This window comes from Cryobacterium sp. Hz9, assembly GCF_004402825.1.
GTDB lineage: Bacteria > Actinomycetota > Actinomycetes > Actinomycetales > Microbacteriaceae > Cryobacterium > Cryobacterium gelidum.
Genome location: NZ_SOFC01000023.1, coordinates 385,789 through 399,563, shown reverse-complemented (window position 1 = coordinate 399,563; position 13,775 = coordinate 385,789). Strand labels below are relative to the sequence as shown.

The following is a 13,775-nucleotide window of genomic DNA, read 5'->3' as shown; positions in this document are numbered from 1 at the left end:
CCCGGCATCCGCTTGCCCTGTTTTTTCATCACCCGCACGACCGAGGAGAACGCCATGAAGATCGACAGAGCAGAAGTCATCGTCACCAGCCCGGATCGTAATTTCGTGACCCTGCGCCTCACGACCGACGACGGGCTCGTCGGGCTCGGTGACGCCACCCTGAACGGCCGCGAACTGGCCGTCGTTGCCTACCTGCAGGAGCACGTCGTTCCGCTGCTGCTGGGCTCCGACGCGCACCGCATCGAAGACACCTGGCAGTTTCTCTATCGCAGTGCCTATTGGCGTCGAGGCCCGGTCACCATGGCCGCAATTGCCGCCGTCGACGTCGCACTGTGGGACCTCAAGGCGAAGGCCGCCGGCCTGCCGCTGTACCAGCTCCTCGGCGGGGCCAGCCGGGATAAAATTCTCGCCTACGGCCACGCCTCCGGACGTGATCTGCCGGAACTGTTCGATTCCATTCGCAAGCACCAGGATCTCGGTTACCGGGCGATTCGGGTGCAGACCGCCATTCCCGGCCTCACAGCCATCTACGGCGTCGCCGCGCAGACCCAGACCAGTGGTAAGCGCTACGACTACGAACCGGCCCAGCGCGCGGCGAGGCCCGCCGAAGAAGACTGGGACACCCGCGCCTACCTGCGGCACCTGCCGACCGTATTTGAGGGAGTGCGCGCTGAATTCGGCCCCGAACTGCCCCTGCTGCACGACGGGCATCACCGGATGACACCGATCCAGGCGGCGAAGCTCGGCAAGTCGCTCGAACCCTTCGACCTGTTCTGGCTCGAAGACTGCACACCGGCCGAAAACCAGGATGCCCTGCGCCTGGTGCGTTCGCACACCGTTACCCCGCTCGCGATCGGCGAGGTCTTCAACACGGTTTGGGACTACCAGACCCTGATCAAAGACCAGCTCATCGACTACGTGCGGTCGGCGGTCACCCACACCGGCGGTATCTCGCCCCTGAAGAAAATCCTTGACTACGCCGCGCAATACCAGATCAAGTCCGGTATCCACGGACCGACCGATATCTCGCCGGTGGGTATGGCAGCGGCGTTGCACCTCGACCTGGCCATCCACAACTTCGGAATCCAGGAGTATATGCAGCACGGCGACGCCACCAACACTGTCTTCGAACAGTCGTTCAGCTTCTCCGACGGCTACCTGCACCCCGGCAACAAGCCTGGTCTGGGAGTCGAACTCAACGTCGACGAGGCCGGCAAGTACCCCTACCAGACGGCGTATCTGCCCTTCAACCGGCTGGCCGACGGTACCGTCCACGACTGGTGAGCACGCCCGCACGACACGCCCGGGGTGCAGTACCGTCCCGAACTGTGTAAGCTTGAAGACGAACTTCGGCGAGGGATCCTGCCGGGCCAGACTTGGACCGGCGGCATCCGTTATCGACGCGGCGGACGAGGCCTCGGGCTTTTCCTCACGCTGACATGCGTTCGAGTTGAATCAGTACCCCTCTTTCACGGGCTTCGGCCCGCGAACCACGACCTGGGCCCACGCCCCGCAAGGAGAAATACCATGGCTAGAGAAGTCACCGCCGTCGTCGCTGAACTGCGCGAAAGCTTCGGCAAGGGCGCGGCCCGCAAGCTGCGCGTGCTCGGCAAGATCCCTGCCGTCATCTACGGCCACGGCACCGAGCCGGTGCACGTGTCGCTGCCCGCCCACCGCATCGCCCTGTTGCTGCGTCGCGCCAACATGCTCCTCGAGCTTGACATCGCCGGCGCCAAGCAGCTCGTGCTGGTCAAGGACGTGCAGAAGGACCCGGTGAAGGCCATCATCGAGCACATCGACCTCGTCGTCGTGCGCAAGGGCGAAAAGGTCCAGGTTGAAGTTCAGGTGCACATGTCGGGCGAGTCCTTCGCCGGCACGATCGCCGACTTCGATACCAAGACCCTGCTGCTCGAGGTCGAAGCGACCGACATCCCCGAGAACGTCACCGTGTCGATCGAAGGCCTCGAAGACGGCGCCCAGGTTCACGCCAAGGACGTTCCGCTGCCCTCCGGCGCCACGCTGATCTCCGACGAAGACGCCCTCGTCGTCTACATCCACACCCCGCGCGGTGAAGATGAAGAAGAGGCCGAGACCGAGGTCATCACGGCCGGAACCCCGGCCGCTACGCCCGCCGCGTAGTAATAGCACTCATCAACTGGTTCCGTCTGGGCTTTCACCCCCGCACACGGAGGACTCCCCTGGATACGAACCTGTGGCTCGTAGTCGGGCTCGGCAACCCCGGGCCCGACTACGCCGGCAACCGGCACAACGTCGGTCAGATGGTGACGGCGCAGCTCGCCGACCGCCTCTCGTCAAATTTCAAGCGTCACAAAACGGCCGCCCTCGTGGCCGAAGGGCGCCTCGCGCCCGCCGGACCCAAACTGGTGCTGGCCAAGCCCACCACGTTCATGAATGTCTCCGGCAGCCCGGTCGCCGCGCTGCTGCGCTTCTACTCGCTGCCCGTGTCCCGGCTCATCGTCGTGCACGATGATCTCGACCTGCCCTTTGACACGCTCAAGATCAAGGTTGGCGGCGGTCATGGCGGCCACAACGGCCTGCGCGACATCATCGCTGCCGCCGGAACCAACGACTTCATTCGCATTCGCATGGGCATCGGGCGCCCGCCCGGTCGCCAGAATCCGGCGGACTTCGTGCTGCATGACTTCGCTGCCGCCGAGCGCGGCGCCCTGCCCAATCTGATAGCGGATGCCTCCGACGCGATCGAACTGATCGCCACCGACGGCGTTGTGGCAGCCCAACAGAAGTTCCACTCGCCGTCCTGAGGCCAGTTCGGCGCTGTCGGTACCAGTGCGTAGACTCATTCAGTGATCCTTCAGGGCTTAATCGCAGCGCTCGCGCGCGCCTCCACGTTCGACAACGCCCTCGCCTACGCCAGCCGGGATGCTGATTTCTCGCTGACCGAAGGTCTACGCGCCGCACTGCTCGCCGCGCTGCTCAACCTCCGCCGCGATGATGCCCAGGCCCTGTTCGTCATCACGGCGACCGGCCGCGAGTCGGAGGCGATCCGCGAAAACCTCGGCTGCTTCGCCACGAGCGCCGAAATCATCGACTTTCCGGCCTGGGAAACCCTGCCACACGAACGCCTGAGTCCGAGCGCCGAGATCGTCGGCAAGCGCCTGCACGCCCTGCGCCGCATGCGCGAATGGCAGGAGGCCGACCCGGCCACGCGGCATCCGCTCATCGTCGTCGCCTCGGTACGGGCCGCATTGCAGCCGGTCGCCGACAACCTCACCGACTACGAACCGATCGAGCTCACCGTCGGCGCCCGCGGCCACGACCTCGCGGCGATCGTGCTGCAGCTGGTCAACCTCGCTTACGCCCGCGTCGACATGGTCACCCGGCGCGGCGAGTTCGCCGTGCGCGGTGGCATCCTCGACGTGTTCCCGCCGGTCGCCGTGCACCCGTACCGGGTCGAGTTCTTCGGTGACGAGGTCGAGCAGATCCGCCTGTTCAGCGTCGCCGACCAGCGATCCCTGCCCGAGGTCGTCGACACGGTCAGCCTGCCGCCCAGCCGGGAACTGCTGCTCAGCCCTGCTGTGCGGCAACGCGCCCGCGAGATGCAGCATGAATTCCCGAGCCTGGCCGGTCTGCTCGCGAAGGTCGCCGAGGGGATTCCAGTCGAGGGCATGGAAAGCCTCGCGCCGGCCCTGGTCGACCGGCTGGTGCCCGTCACCCACTACCTGCCGACCAACGCCGCCGTTGCCGTCATCTCGCCGGAACGGGTCGCGAGCCGGGCGATCAGCCTCGCCGAGACCAACCGTGAGTTTCTCGGCGCCGCCTGGAGCGCGGCGACGGCCGGTGCCGACGCCCCGATCGACCTCGAATCGGGCGACTTTCTCACCCTGGGGCGCCTGCGCGACAGCGTAAAGTACTCGGCCCCTGGCGCGCCGGCCTCCGGTCACAACTGGTGGACCCTGAGCACGTTCCAGGCCGCACCGACCGATGCGCCGGTTTTACCCGAACACCTCGAGATGGACGAGCTGCTCACCATTCGCATCGAAGCGGATGCCGTTCCCACCTTCGCCGGCAGCGTCGACGGAGCCGTGGGTCACGTCGCCTCCCGGCTGCACGACGGCTGGGTCGTCGGCATAGTGGCCCAGGGCGCCGGCCTGGTCGAACGGGCCGCCCAGGTGCTCGCCGAGCGCGAGCTGCCGGCGCGGGTGGTAGAGGTATGGCCGCTGGAACCGGAACCGGGTATCGCCTACCTGCTGAAGGCATCCGTCGACCACGGTTTTGAGCTGCCGCAGAGCAAGCTCGCGCTGATCAGCGAGTCGGAGTTCTACGGGCGCACCGTCGGGTACTCGGAGCGGCAGATCAAGAAGCTCGCCAGCCGTCGCAAGAACGTCGTCGACCCGCTGCAGCTCGTGGCCGGCGACCACGTCGTGCACCAGACGCACGGCATCGGCCGTTTTCTCGAATTGACGCAGCGTGAGGTGTCAAGCGGCGGCCGCAACCCGGTCAAGACCACCCGCGAATACCTCGTGCTGGAATACGCACCGTCGAAGCGCGGGCACGCCGGCGACCGGCTGTACGTGCCGACCGACCAGCTCGACCTCGTCACCCGCTATGTCGGCGGCGAGGCACCGGCCCTGAGCAAGATGGGCGGCAGTGACTGGTCGAGCGCCAAGACCAAGGCGCGCCGAGCGGTACGCGACATTGCCGTTGAGCTCGTCAAGTTGTATTCGGCCCGCATGGCCAGCAGGGGGCACGCCTTCGGGCCGGATACCCCCTGGCAGCGTGAGCTCGAAGAGGCATTCCCCTTCGTGGAGACCCCCGACCAGCTCACCACCATCGACGAGGTCAAGGCCGACATGGAACGGCCCATTCCAATGGACCGGCTGCTCAGCGGCGACGTCGGCTTCGGCAAGACCGAGGTCGCCATTCGTGCCGCCTTCAAGGCCGTGCAGGACGGCAAACAGGTCGCCATGCTCGTGCCGACCACCCTGCTGGTCAGCCAGCACATGGAGACCTTCAAGGAACGCTTCGCCGGATTCCCGATTCACCTGCGCGCCCTGTCACGGTTCCAAACCGACAAGGAATCGCGCGAAACCATCGCCGGCATGCTCGACGGCACCGTCGACGTCGTCATCGGCACCCATCGGCTGCTGTCACCGTCGATCATCTTCAAAGACCTCGGCCTCGTCATCATCGACGAGGAGCAGCGTTTCGGCGTCGAGCACAAAGACGCCCTGAAGAAGCTCAAGACCAACGTCGATATTCTCGCGATGAGCGCAACACCCATCCCACGGTCGCTCGAGATGGCGGTCACCGGCATCCGTGAAATGTCGACCCTGGCTACCCCACCCGAAGACCGGCACCCGATCCTGACCTTTGTGGGACCGTACTCGCAGCGGCAAGTGGCCGCCGCCATCCGTCGGGAGCTGCTGCGCGAGGGCCAGATCTTTTTCGTGCACAACCGGGTCACGACCATCAACCGCATCGCCACGCAGCTTGCCGAACTGGTGCCGGAGGCGCGCATTGCGATCGCGCACGGGCAGTTACCGGAGGCGCAGCTGGAACAGGTGGTCGGTGATTTCTGGGAGCGCAGGTTCGACATTCTGGTCTGCACCACGATCATCGAGACCGGCCTCGACATCAATAACGCCAACACCATCATCATCGACCGGGCCGACAAGTTCGGCCTGAGTCAGCTGCACCAGCTGCGCGGCCGGGTGGGGCGTGGGCGCGAACGGGCCTACGCCTACTTTCTGTACGACGAGAACAAGCCGCTGTCGGAGACCGCCCACGACCGGCTCGCCACCATCGCCGCCAACAACGAACTCGGCGCCGGCATGCAGGTGGCCCTCAAGGACCTCGAGATCCGCGGCGCCGGCAACCTGCTCGGCGGCGAGCAGGCCGGCCATATCGCCGGTGTGGGCTTCGACCTGTACCTGCGCATGATCGGTGAGGCCGTGAGCACCTTCCGCGGCGATGTCGCTGAGGGGCAGACCGAGCTGCGACTCGAGCTGCCGGTCGACGCGCACATTCCGCACGACTTCGTCGACAGTGAACGGTTGCGCCTCGAGGCCTACCAGAAGCTCTCCAGTGCGAGCTCACCGACGGCGACCGATGACCAGATCGACCTCGTGCTCGACGAGCTCACCGACCGCTACGGCGAACCGCCCGTACCGGTGCAAAACCTCGTGGCCGTGTCGCGGCTGCGCTGGCAGGCCCAGCAGGCGAACCTCAGCGAGGTCGTGGCCATGGGCTCGAACCTCCGGGTGGCGCCGGCCGACCTGGCCGAATCGATTCAGGTGCGCCTGCAGCGGATGTATCCCGGCTCGCGGTACGTGTCTGCCACCGGCGCGCTCAGCGTACCGATGCCGCGGCCGAACGGCGAGCCGCTCGATGACAATGCCCTGATCGAGTGGACCAAGACGCTGCTGGCGGCGATCTTCCCCCCGGCCGTGCCGAGCGCGCTCCCGGCCGGTAGTTGAATACGGCAGCACCGTGGTTGGATCAACGACGGTGCTGCCGGGCATCACACGCGGGTGTTCAGTTGTTCGAGGTCTGTTCCGGCTGGTAGACATCCGGAATGCCATCGTTGTCACTGTCGATGGCCTCCTTCTCGGCGATACGCCCGTAGTGGCGGTTGCGCAAACGAAGGATCACAGTGGCCAGGACGGCTGCGAGGAGCGAACCGACCAAAATAGCTACCTTGGCGTGGTCGTCATGCGCGCTACCCTGGCCGAAGGCAAGCTCGCTGATCAGCAGCGACACGGTGAAACCGACACCGGCCAGCACGGCGACGCCGGTGACGTCGATCCACGACAGATCGGGGTCGAGCGCCGCCTTCGTGGTCTTGGTCACAATGAAGGTCGCGAGCAACACACCGATCGGCTTGCCAACGACAAGAGCAACAACGATGCCGACCGCGACTGGATCGGTGAGCGCCCGATACAGGCCGTCGGCGCCGCCGATGGTGACGCCGGCGGAGAAGAAGGCGAACACCGGTATCGCGACTCCGCTGGACAGCGGACGGACGCGATGTTCCAGCGTTTCGGCCAGGCCGGGCCCTGCATTGGGCCCGCCGCCGCGCTTGCTGCGCAGCACCGGCACGGCAAAGCCGAGAAGTACGCCGGCTACGGTCGCGTGCACGCCAGAACCGTGCACGAGCGCCCAGACAATGAAGCCGAGAGGCAGCAGCACCAGCCATGCCGCCCAGCCTCTGGTGCCGAAGAAGTAGGAGAATTTGTGGGTCAATAGCCAGAACAGCGCGATCAGGACCAGGGCCAGCACGAGTGGTAGTAGGGCGATGTCTTTCGTGTAGAAGAAGGCGATAATTGTGATGGCGAGCAAATCGTCGACCACGGCGAGCGTCAGCAGAAAGATGCGCAGCGCCGGCGGAAGCTTCGACCCGATGACGGCGAGAACGGCAACGGCAAACGCAATGTCGGTCGCGGTCGGAATCGCCCAGCCGCGCAGTGTTTCGGCGCCCGACTCGAGGTTGATAAGTACGTAGATGAGGGCCGGGATGATCACGCCACCGACCGCGGCGGCTACGGGAACGATGGCACGGCTCACACTGCGCAGGTCGCCGGCGACGAATTCGCGTTTCAGCTCGAGGCCAGCGAGAAAGAAGAAGATCGCCAGCAGGCCGTCGGCCGCCCACGCGCCGAGGCTCAGTTCCAGGTGCCACGGCTCGTAACCGATCGTGAAGTCTCGCAGGGCATAATACGCGTCGGAGAAGCCAGAGTTGGCCATGATCAGCGCGGCCACGGTCGCAGCGAGCAGAATCGCTCCGCCGACGGTCTCCTTGCGCAGAATGGCGGAGATGCGCACGACTTCGTTGTGGCTGCCACGACGCAAAATGGTAGCGGTCGATAGGGACGTTTGCGGTGTGGGCACGCGGGAAGGGTCGGTCATAAGAAGTCCTCTGGTTTTATGGGTACACACATAATGTGCCGACCAGACTTCCCGGCTCACCTCGGTTCAGAATACACGAGGCACCCGATTGAGCCGAAGAGGCCGTTTACGATGGAACCGATCTGAGGAGAGCACAACCATGACGAATCCACTGTTTTCATCGGCCCGTACCGACGCAACGCGACCAGAGGAGAATCCGGCCCCGACAGTGGCGCGAGCCGCAGACACCGTCGCGGATCTGGGGTCCCCTCTTTCGGCAGTGGTGGTGCCAGCTGGCCCGACCCCCTTGGAGACCCTCATCGCCACCGTCGCGCGACTGCGCGCGCCCGGCGGATGCCCGTGGGACGCCGACCAGACGCACGCCTCGCTCGTGCGCCACCTGGTCGAGGAAACCCACGAACTGATCGAGGCGATCGAAGACGGCAGCCGGGACGACCTGCTCGAAGAGCTGGGTGATGTGCTCTACCAGGTGCTGTTTCACGCCGACCTAGCTGCCCACACACCGGAGGAGAACTTCGATATTCAGGATGTCGCTGCCCGCTTGACCGAAAAAATGATCGGGCGGCACCCGCACGTGTTTGGTGACCTCACCCTTGAGACGGCCGAGGAGGTGTCGGCTGCCTGGGAGGGTTTCAAGGCCCACGAGAAGCCGGGCCGCACGAGCGTGCTCGACGGCATTCCGGCCGGCATGCCGGCGCTCGCCCTGGCCGACAAGGTGCTCGGCCGGGCCGAGAAGATCGGCCTGCTCGAAGCGGATGCCGGCTTCCCGCTCCCGATCGAGTCCGAGGCTGATCTCGGACCGCTGCTATTGGCCATCGTGGCATCCGCCCGGTCCCAGGGCCTCGACGCCGAACGAGCGCTGCGAGTCGCCGTTCGCGATCTGCAGTCTGAGATTCGCGGCGCCGAGCATCCCGCCGCCGATGCCTTCGATGCCGGTATCATCGCGCTGCCGACCTAACCTCCCGCTGGCTACGCGATGCGACTGCCGGCGGGGAGGTGCGTCGCGGGGGTGCGGGTGCGGCGCCAGGCCCAGGTTAGGGCGCCCGCGCCGAGCAGCAGATGAATGAAGAAGCCGATGAACCAGCTGGGCACCGCGCCGTCGTAGGTCTCCTGCGGTGTTGGACCGTCGCCGAATTGCTGGTCGGCGTACCCATTGGCGGCCTCCTCGCATCCGTCGTACTCGGTGTACAGCTCTGGCGCGGCCTGCGCGCTACGCACGCCGACGGCGATCTGACCGAACAAGTCGGTGGGGCGGCCGCCCTCGTCGAAGCTGCCGGGAGCGGCATCCGCCACCACCACGTACGGGTTTGCCGCCAGGATCCACCAGAAATAGTCGAAGCGCGGCACGTTGTAGTTCGAGGTCTGTGCGGTGGAGCATACGATGTCTGACTGCTTACCGGTCTGCTCGTCGTAGGTTGACTCCACGACCTGATAGTTCACGCTTGTCGCTTCCTGCTGCGTGGCGGTGCCGAGCAGGGCGAACGCGATGAGCGTGCCGAGGCTGAGTGCCGCGACCAGGAGGTAGGTCAGCACGATCGAAAACAGTGGCCGGTTCAGGATGCCCGACAACCCCACTCCGACCGCCGCGATCACGCCCAACTCGGCCGCGAGCACCAGCACCGACACGCTGATCGTGCCGAGCGAAACTTCGCCGAGAACGACTGCGAACATGAGAAACGGCAGCGCCGCCGCCAGAAAGGCGAGCGCGGTGATCCAGGCGGCCAGAAACTTACCGAGAACGAGCTGCCCGGTGCTGATGAGCGTGACCTGCGTCGTGGCGAGGGTACCGGCATCCCGGTCGCCGTTGATGGCGTTGCCCGACAGCGCCGGCGACACCAGTGTTCCCAGCAGTAGCACGAAGAAAATAATGGTCGAGAACACCCCGCCGCCGCCGGATAGCCAAGCCGAGGTGGCCAGCCAAAGCAGAAACGTGACGATGCCCACGAGCAGCATGAAGACACCCAGCAGTACGTACCAGGAGACGCCGCGCACCCGCTGGCGCAGTTCCAGCGTGACGATCAACCAGAGTCCGGTCAGGAACAGGCGGTTGCGGACGTTCATGGCGTTACCTCCGGGTTGACGACGACAGAACTATGTCGCGCCGGTCTGTCCCGCGTGAGGTCGAGAAAAGTGTGTTCGAGGTTGCCGACGGCCGGTCCGAAATCGCACACCGGCACCCCGCTCAGGACCAAGTTGTGTAGTAGAGCGGCTGCGGAGGCTTCATTTTCCACCTGTACGAGGGTGCCGAGCTGGTCCACGCCGAGAACCTGCACGAGCGCACCGACCACGCCGGGCGTAGCCAGCGCACGTCCCAGCGCTGACTCATCGAGTGAGCGGATGCGCCATGCTCGTGCGCTCGCGCCCGCCGCGGCCACCTGTTCCGGGCTGGCCGTGCGCCCGTCGGCGAGGTACACCGCGGCATCCGCCATTTCGTCGAGTTCGGCGAGAACGTGACTGGAAACAAGGACGGCGGTGCCCTCGCCGGCCAGGCGGCGCAGCAGCTGGCGCAGCGAAGCTCGCGCCGCGGGGTCAAGGCCGGAAGCCGGCTCGTCGAGCAGCAGTACTCCGGGGGAGTGCACGAGCGCCCGGGCCAGGCTCAGGCGTTGTTTCTGGCCGCGCGACAGCACCCGTGATGGCCGGTCGGCGAAGTCACCGAGGTCGGTCAGCGCGATCAGTTCGGTGGCGCGCACTGCGGCCTGCGCGCCGGTCATGCGGTACATGCGGCCGGTGGTCTGCAGGGCCGCTCGGGCGCTCAGGGTCGGCCAGGAACCGAGTGTGTCCGGCATCCAGCCCATGACGGCGCGCACCCGTTCCGGCTCGGTGACCGGGTTGTGACCGTTGATGCGAATGGTGCCGGTATCGGGGGTGAGCAACGTTGCGAGCATGAGTAGCAGCGTGGTCTTACCCGAGCCGTTCGGCCCGATCAGGGCCGTGACCGACCCGGCCGGAACGGTCAGCGTGGCGTCGAGCAGCGCGAGCACACTGCCAAACGATCGGCTGACCCCGGTCACCGCGATACCACTCGGCGTCACGGCCGCTGAGTCTGAAAATGTCGTGACTAGAATGCACACCCCCACTTGTTCTTCTCGAGTCTAGGCCGCAGGCATTGTATGGGTCGGATGGCCGCTCGTAAAGAACCTGCGAGACTTGCCCCATGGCTATTGCAGTGACCCCGCCGCGCGGTATGCGCGATTTCCTCCCCGCCGACAAGGCCGTGCGCGAACGTTCCCTCGGCATCATTCGCGAGAGTTTTCGGGCGCACGGCTTTGACGAGATCGAAACCCCGGTCATGGAAGATTCCGCCCGTCTGCACTCCGGGCTCGGCGGCGACAACGAGAAACTTGCCTTCGCGGTACTCAAGCGAGGACTCAGTGCAGCGGATGTCGCAGCCGCAGTCGAGCAGGACGACCTGCTGTCCCTGGCCGACCTCGGACTGAGATTCGACCTGACAGTGCCGCTCGCCCGCTTCTACGCGACCCACCGGGCCGCGCTGCCGACGGTGTTCCGGTCCATCCAGATTGCCCCGGTCTGGCGGGCCGAACGCCCGCAGAAGGGCCGCTACCGCCAGTTCATGCAGTGCGACATCGACATCATCGGCGAGGCAGGCGCGCTCGCCGAGATCGAACTGATCACCGCAACGGCCGCGACCCTCGACCAGCTCGGCCTCACGGGCTGCTCCATTCGCATCAACGACCGCCGCATCCTCTCCGCCCTGCTCGCCCACTGGAGCGTCCCGTCAGAACTGACCGAGCGGGCGCTGATCGTGATCGACAAGCTCGACAAGATCGGTGTTGACGGTGTCGCAACCGAGCTCGGCACCCTCGGCATCGGCGCCCCCGACCTGGCCGCCCTGCTCACCGAGCTCGGGACCGGCGGCTGGGCCCTCGGCGAAAGCGCGCCGGACTGGCTCGACCCGGAGGCGTTTGCCGACCTGACTGCCCTGCGCGCCGCCCTGCCCGGCGTCGACCTCGCGTTCGACCCCACCCTGGTGCGCGGCATGGGCTACTACACGGGAACCATCTTCGAGATCTCCCACCCGGACCTCGGCTATTCCCTCGGTGGCGGCGGCCGGTACGACGGCATGATCGGCCGGTTCCTCGGCACCGACGTGCCGGCCTGTGGCTTCTCGATCGGCTTCGAACGCATCGTCGACCTGCTGCAAGCGGATGCCGCATCCGCTCAGCAGGCGGTCGTGCTCGTGCACGAGAAAGACGCCGATCCGGCCGGCCTGGTCGCCCTGAAGCGTGACCTCGTCGCCGGTGGCCTGCGCGTACGGCTCGAGCGCCGCACCAAGAACCTCAAGGCCCTGCTCGACCGGGCTGGTGAGGCTGGCTATGGCCGATTCGCGTTCGTGACGGCCGACACCCGGGCTGCTGGCGACCTCGACTTCAAGCCGCTCGGCGCCTGACCAGGCCCGGCCGGCCGGCCCAGCGGATCGGCCGACGGGTTTGGTTAGACTAAATGCGCCTGGATCATCCGGCACACCCCTACTTTCAATCCGACCAGTACCCCGGCGCCTACCCAGACGCCACCCCGACAAATCAGGAGACAGTTGTGGCCCTAATTGAGGCAGTAGACGCACGCGAAATTCTCGACTCGCGCGGCAATCCGACCATCGAGGTCGAGGTTTTGCTCGGCGACGGAACGGTCAGCCGTGCCGCTGTGCCGTCTGGCGCGTCCACCGGCGTCTTCGAGGCCTATGAGCTGCGCGACGGCGACAAGGCCCGCTATCAGGGCAAGGGCGTGTTGAAAGCCGTCGAAGCTGTCATCGACGAACTCGGCCCGGCGGTCGAAGACATCGACGCGACCGACCAGCGCATCGTTGACCTCGTGCTCATCGAAGCCGATGGCACCGACAACAAGGAGCGCCTCGGCGCCAACGCCATCCTCGGCGTCAGCCTGGCCGTGGCGAAGGCCGCAGCCAGCTCAGCCGGTCTGCCGCTATTCCGCTACCTTGGCGGCCCGAACGCGCACACCCTGCCGGTGCCCCTGATGAACATCATCAACGGCGGCTCGCACGCCGACAACGACGTCGACATCCAGGAATTCATGATCGTCCCGCTCGGTGCGGAGTCGTTCAGCGAGGCCCTGCGCTGGGGCGTTGAGATCTACCACTCCCTCAAGGCGCTGCTGCAGTCCAAGGGCCTGTCCACCGGCCTTGGCGACGAGGGCGGCTTCGCCCCCAACCTGCCGAGCAACCGGGCCGCGCTCGACCTCATCGTCGAAGCCATCAAGATCGCCGGTTACGTTCCCGGCAAGGACATCGCCCTCGCCCTCGACGTCGCCGCGAGTGAATTCTTCGAGGACGGCAGCTACAACTTCGAGGGCAAGAAGTTCTCGGCCGAAGAGATGAGCGCGTACTACGCCGAACTCGTCACCGACTACCCGCTGGTCTCCCTCGAAGACCCGCTCGAGGAAGACGACTGGGATGGCTACGTGCACCTCACCGCGTCGCTCGGCGACAAGGTGCAGATCGTCGGCGACGACCTGTTTGTGACCAACCCGGTGCGCTTGGCCAAGGGCCTTACGCTCAAGGCTGCGAACTCCATCCTGGTCAAGGTCAACCAGATCGGCACCCTGACCGAGACAATGGACGCCGTGTCCCTGGCGCAGCGCGCCGGCTACACCGCGATCATCTCGCACCGCTCAGGCGAGACCGAAGACACCTTCATCGCCGACCTCGCCGTGGCAACGGATGCCGGTCAGATCAAAACCGGCGCCCCGGCACGCAGCGAGCGCGTCGCTAAGTACAACCAGCTGCTGCGCATCGAAGAAGAACTGGGCGAGGGCGCGGTCTACGCCGGCCGCGCGGCGTTCCCGCGGTTCACCGCGTAAACCTGGCCCAACGCGCACGAGCGGGCCCCGACCACCGGACTGTGGGCTGGTCA

10 protein-coding genes are annotated in these 13,775 nt (G+C 66.0%); 7 read left to right on the top strand and 3 right to left on the bottom strand.

Annotation, left to right across the window (positions count from 1 at the left end; genetic code table 11):
• Positions 1-54: 54 nt before the first annotated feature.
• The 4 genes from manD to mfd all read left to right on the top strand — a co-directional run bounded on the left by manD (position 55) and on the right by mfd (position 6,458).
• Positions 55-1,284 carry a D-mannonate dehydratase ManD gene (gene manD / locus E3N85_RS14315; RefSeq protein ID WP_134464264.1) on the top strand — a complete coding sequence of 410 codons (1,230 nt, stop codon included), beginning with the start codon at positions 55-57 and terminating at the stop codon, positions 1,282-1,284.
• Between the two features lie 243 nt (positions 1,285-1,527).
• On the top strand, positions 1,528-2,139 hold the full coding sequence (locus E3N85_RS14310; protein ID WP_134464262.1) for a 50S ribosomal protein L25/general stress protein Ctc: 612 nt from the start codon (positions 1,528-1,530) through the stop codon (positions 2,137-2,139).
• A gap of 59 nt (positions 2,140-2,198) precedes the next feature.
• Complete coding sequence (gene pth / locus E3N85_RS14305) at positions 2,199-2,783, top strand: aminoacyl-tRNA hydrolase (RefSeq protein WP_134464260.1); 585 nt, start codon at positions 2,199-2,201, stop codon at positions 2,781-2,783.
• 42 nt (positions 2,784-2,825) lie between these two features.
• Positions 2,826-6,458 (top strand): transcription-repair coupling factor, encoded by a 3,633-nt coding sequence (mfd, locus tag E3N85_RS14300; RefSeq protein WP_134464258.1) that lies wholly within the window; start codon positions 2,826-2,828, stop codon positions 6,456-6,458.
• A 58-nt stretch (positions 6,459-6,516) separates the two neighbouring features.
• Here mfd and nhaA read toward each other — a convergent pair whose 3' ends face one another.
• A complete protein-coding gene (gene nhaA / locus E3N85_RS14295; protein WP_134464256.1) occupies positions 6,517-7,887 on the bottom strand; it encodes a Na+/H+ antiporter NhaA in 1,371 nt (456 codons plus the stop codon).
• Positions 7,888-8,026: 139 nt separating this feature from the next.
• On the opposite strand from nhaA, the gene E3N85_RS14290 reads away from it, so the two are divergent.
• Positions 8,027-8,845 carry a MazG family protein gene (locus tag E3N85_RS14290; RefSeq protein ID WP_134464254.1) on the top strand — a complete coding sequence of 273 codons (819 nt, stop codon included), beginning with the start codon at positions 8,027-8,029 and terminating at the stop codon, positions 8,843-8,845.
• Between the two features lie 11 nt (positions 8,846-8,856).
• Here E3N85_RS14290 and E3N85_RS14285 read toward each other — a convergent pair whose 3' ends face one another.
• A complete protein-coding gene (locus E3N85_RS14285) occupies positions 8,857-9,948 on the bottom strand; it encodes an ABC transporter permease (RefSeq protein ID WP_134464252.1) in 1,092 nt (363 codons plus the stop codon).
• The gene (locus E3N85_RS14280) at positions 9,945-10,919 is read right to left on the bottom strand and encodes an ABC transporter ATP-binding protein (RefSeq protein WP_134464250.1); all 975 of its coding nucleotides are present in this window, start codon (positions 10,917-10,919) and stop codon (positions 9,945-9,947) included. Before E3N85_RS14280 ends, E3N85_RS14285 begins: the two co-directional genes overlap by 4 nt.
• Positions 10,920-11,041: 122 nt before the next feature.
• Here E3N85_RS14280 and hisS point away from each other — a divergent pair, with 122 nt between their 5' ends.
• Together hisS and eno are read left to right on the top strand one after the other, a co-directional pair.
• The gene (gene hisS / locus E3N85_RS14275) at positions 11,042-12,295 is read left to right on the top strand and encodes a histidine--tRNA ligase (RefSeq protein WP_134464248.1); all 1,254 of its coding nucleotides are present in this window, start codon (positions 11,042-11,044) and stop codon (positions 12,293-12,295) included.
• A 146-nt stretch (positions 12,296-12,441) separates the two neighbouring features.
• Entirely contained in the window at positions 12,442-13,722 is a 1,281-nt protein-coding gene (eno, locus tag E3N85_RS14270) for a phosphopyruvate hydratase (protein WP_134464246.1), read from the top strand.
• The last annotated feature ends 53 nt before the right edge of the window (positions 13,723-13,775 follow it).

Bases quoted from the DNA above. Each gene is read 5' to 3' on its own strand.
- E3N85_RS14285 (WP_134464252.1), bottom strand. From the start codon at position 9,948: ATGAACGTCCGCAACCGCCTGTTCCTGACCGGACTCTGGTTGATCGTC.
- E3N85_RS14310 (WP_134464262.1), top strand. From the start codon at position 1,528: ATGGCTAGAGAAGTCACCGCCGTCGTCGCTGAACTGCGCGAAAGCTTC.
- E3N85_RS14290 (WP_134464254.1), top strand. From the start codon at position 8,027: ATGACGAATCCACTGTTTTCATCGGCCCGTACCGACGCAACGCGACCA.
- hisS (WP_134464248.1), top strand. From the start codon at position 11,042: ATGGCTATTGCAGTGACCCCGCCGCGCGGTATGCGCGATTTCCTCCCC.
- manD (WP_134464264.1), top strand. From the start codon at position 55: ATGAAGATCGACAGAGCAGAAGTCATCGTCACCAGCCCGGATCGTAAT.
- nhaA (WP_134464256.1), bottom strand. From the start codon at position 7,887: ATGACCGACCCTTCCCGCGTGCCCACACCGCAAACGTCCCTATCGACC.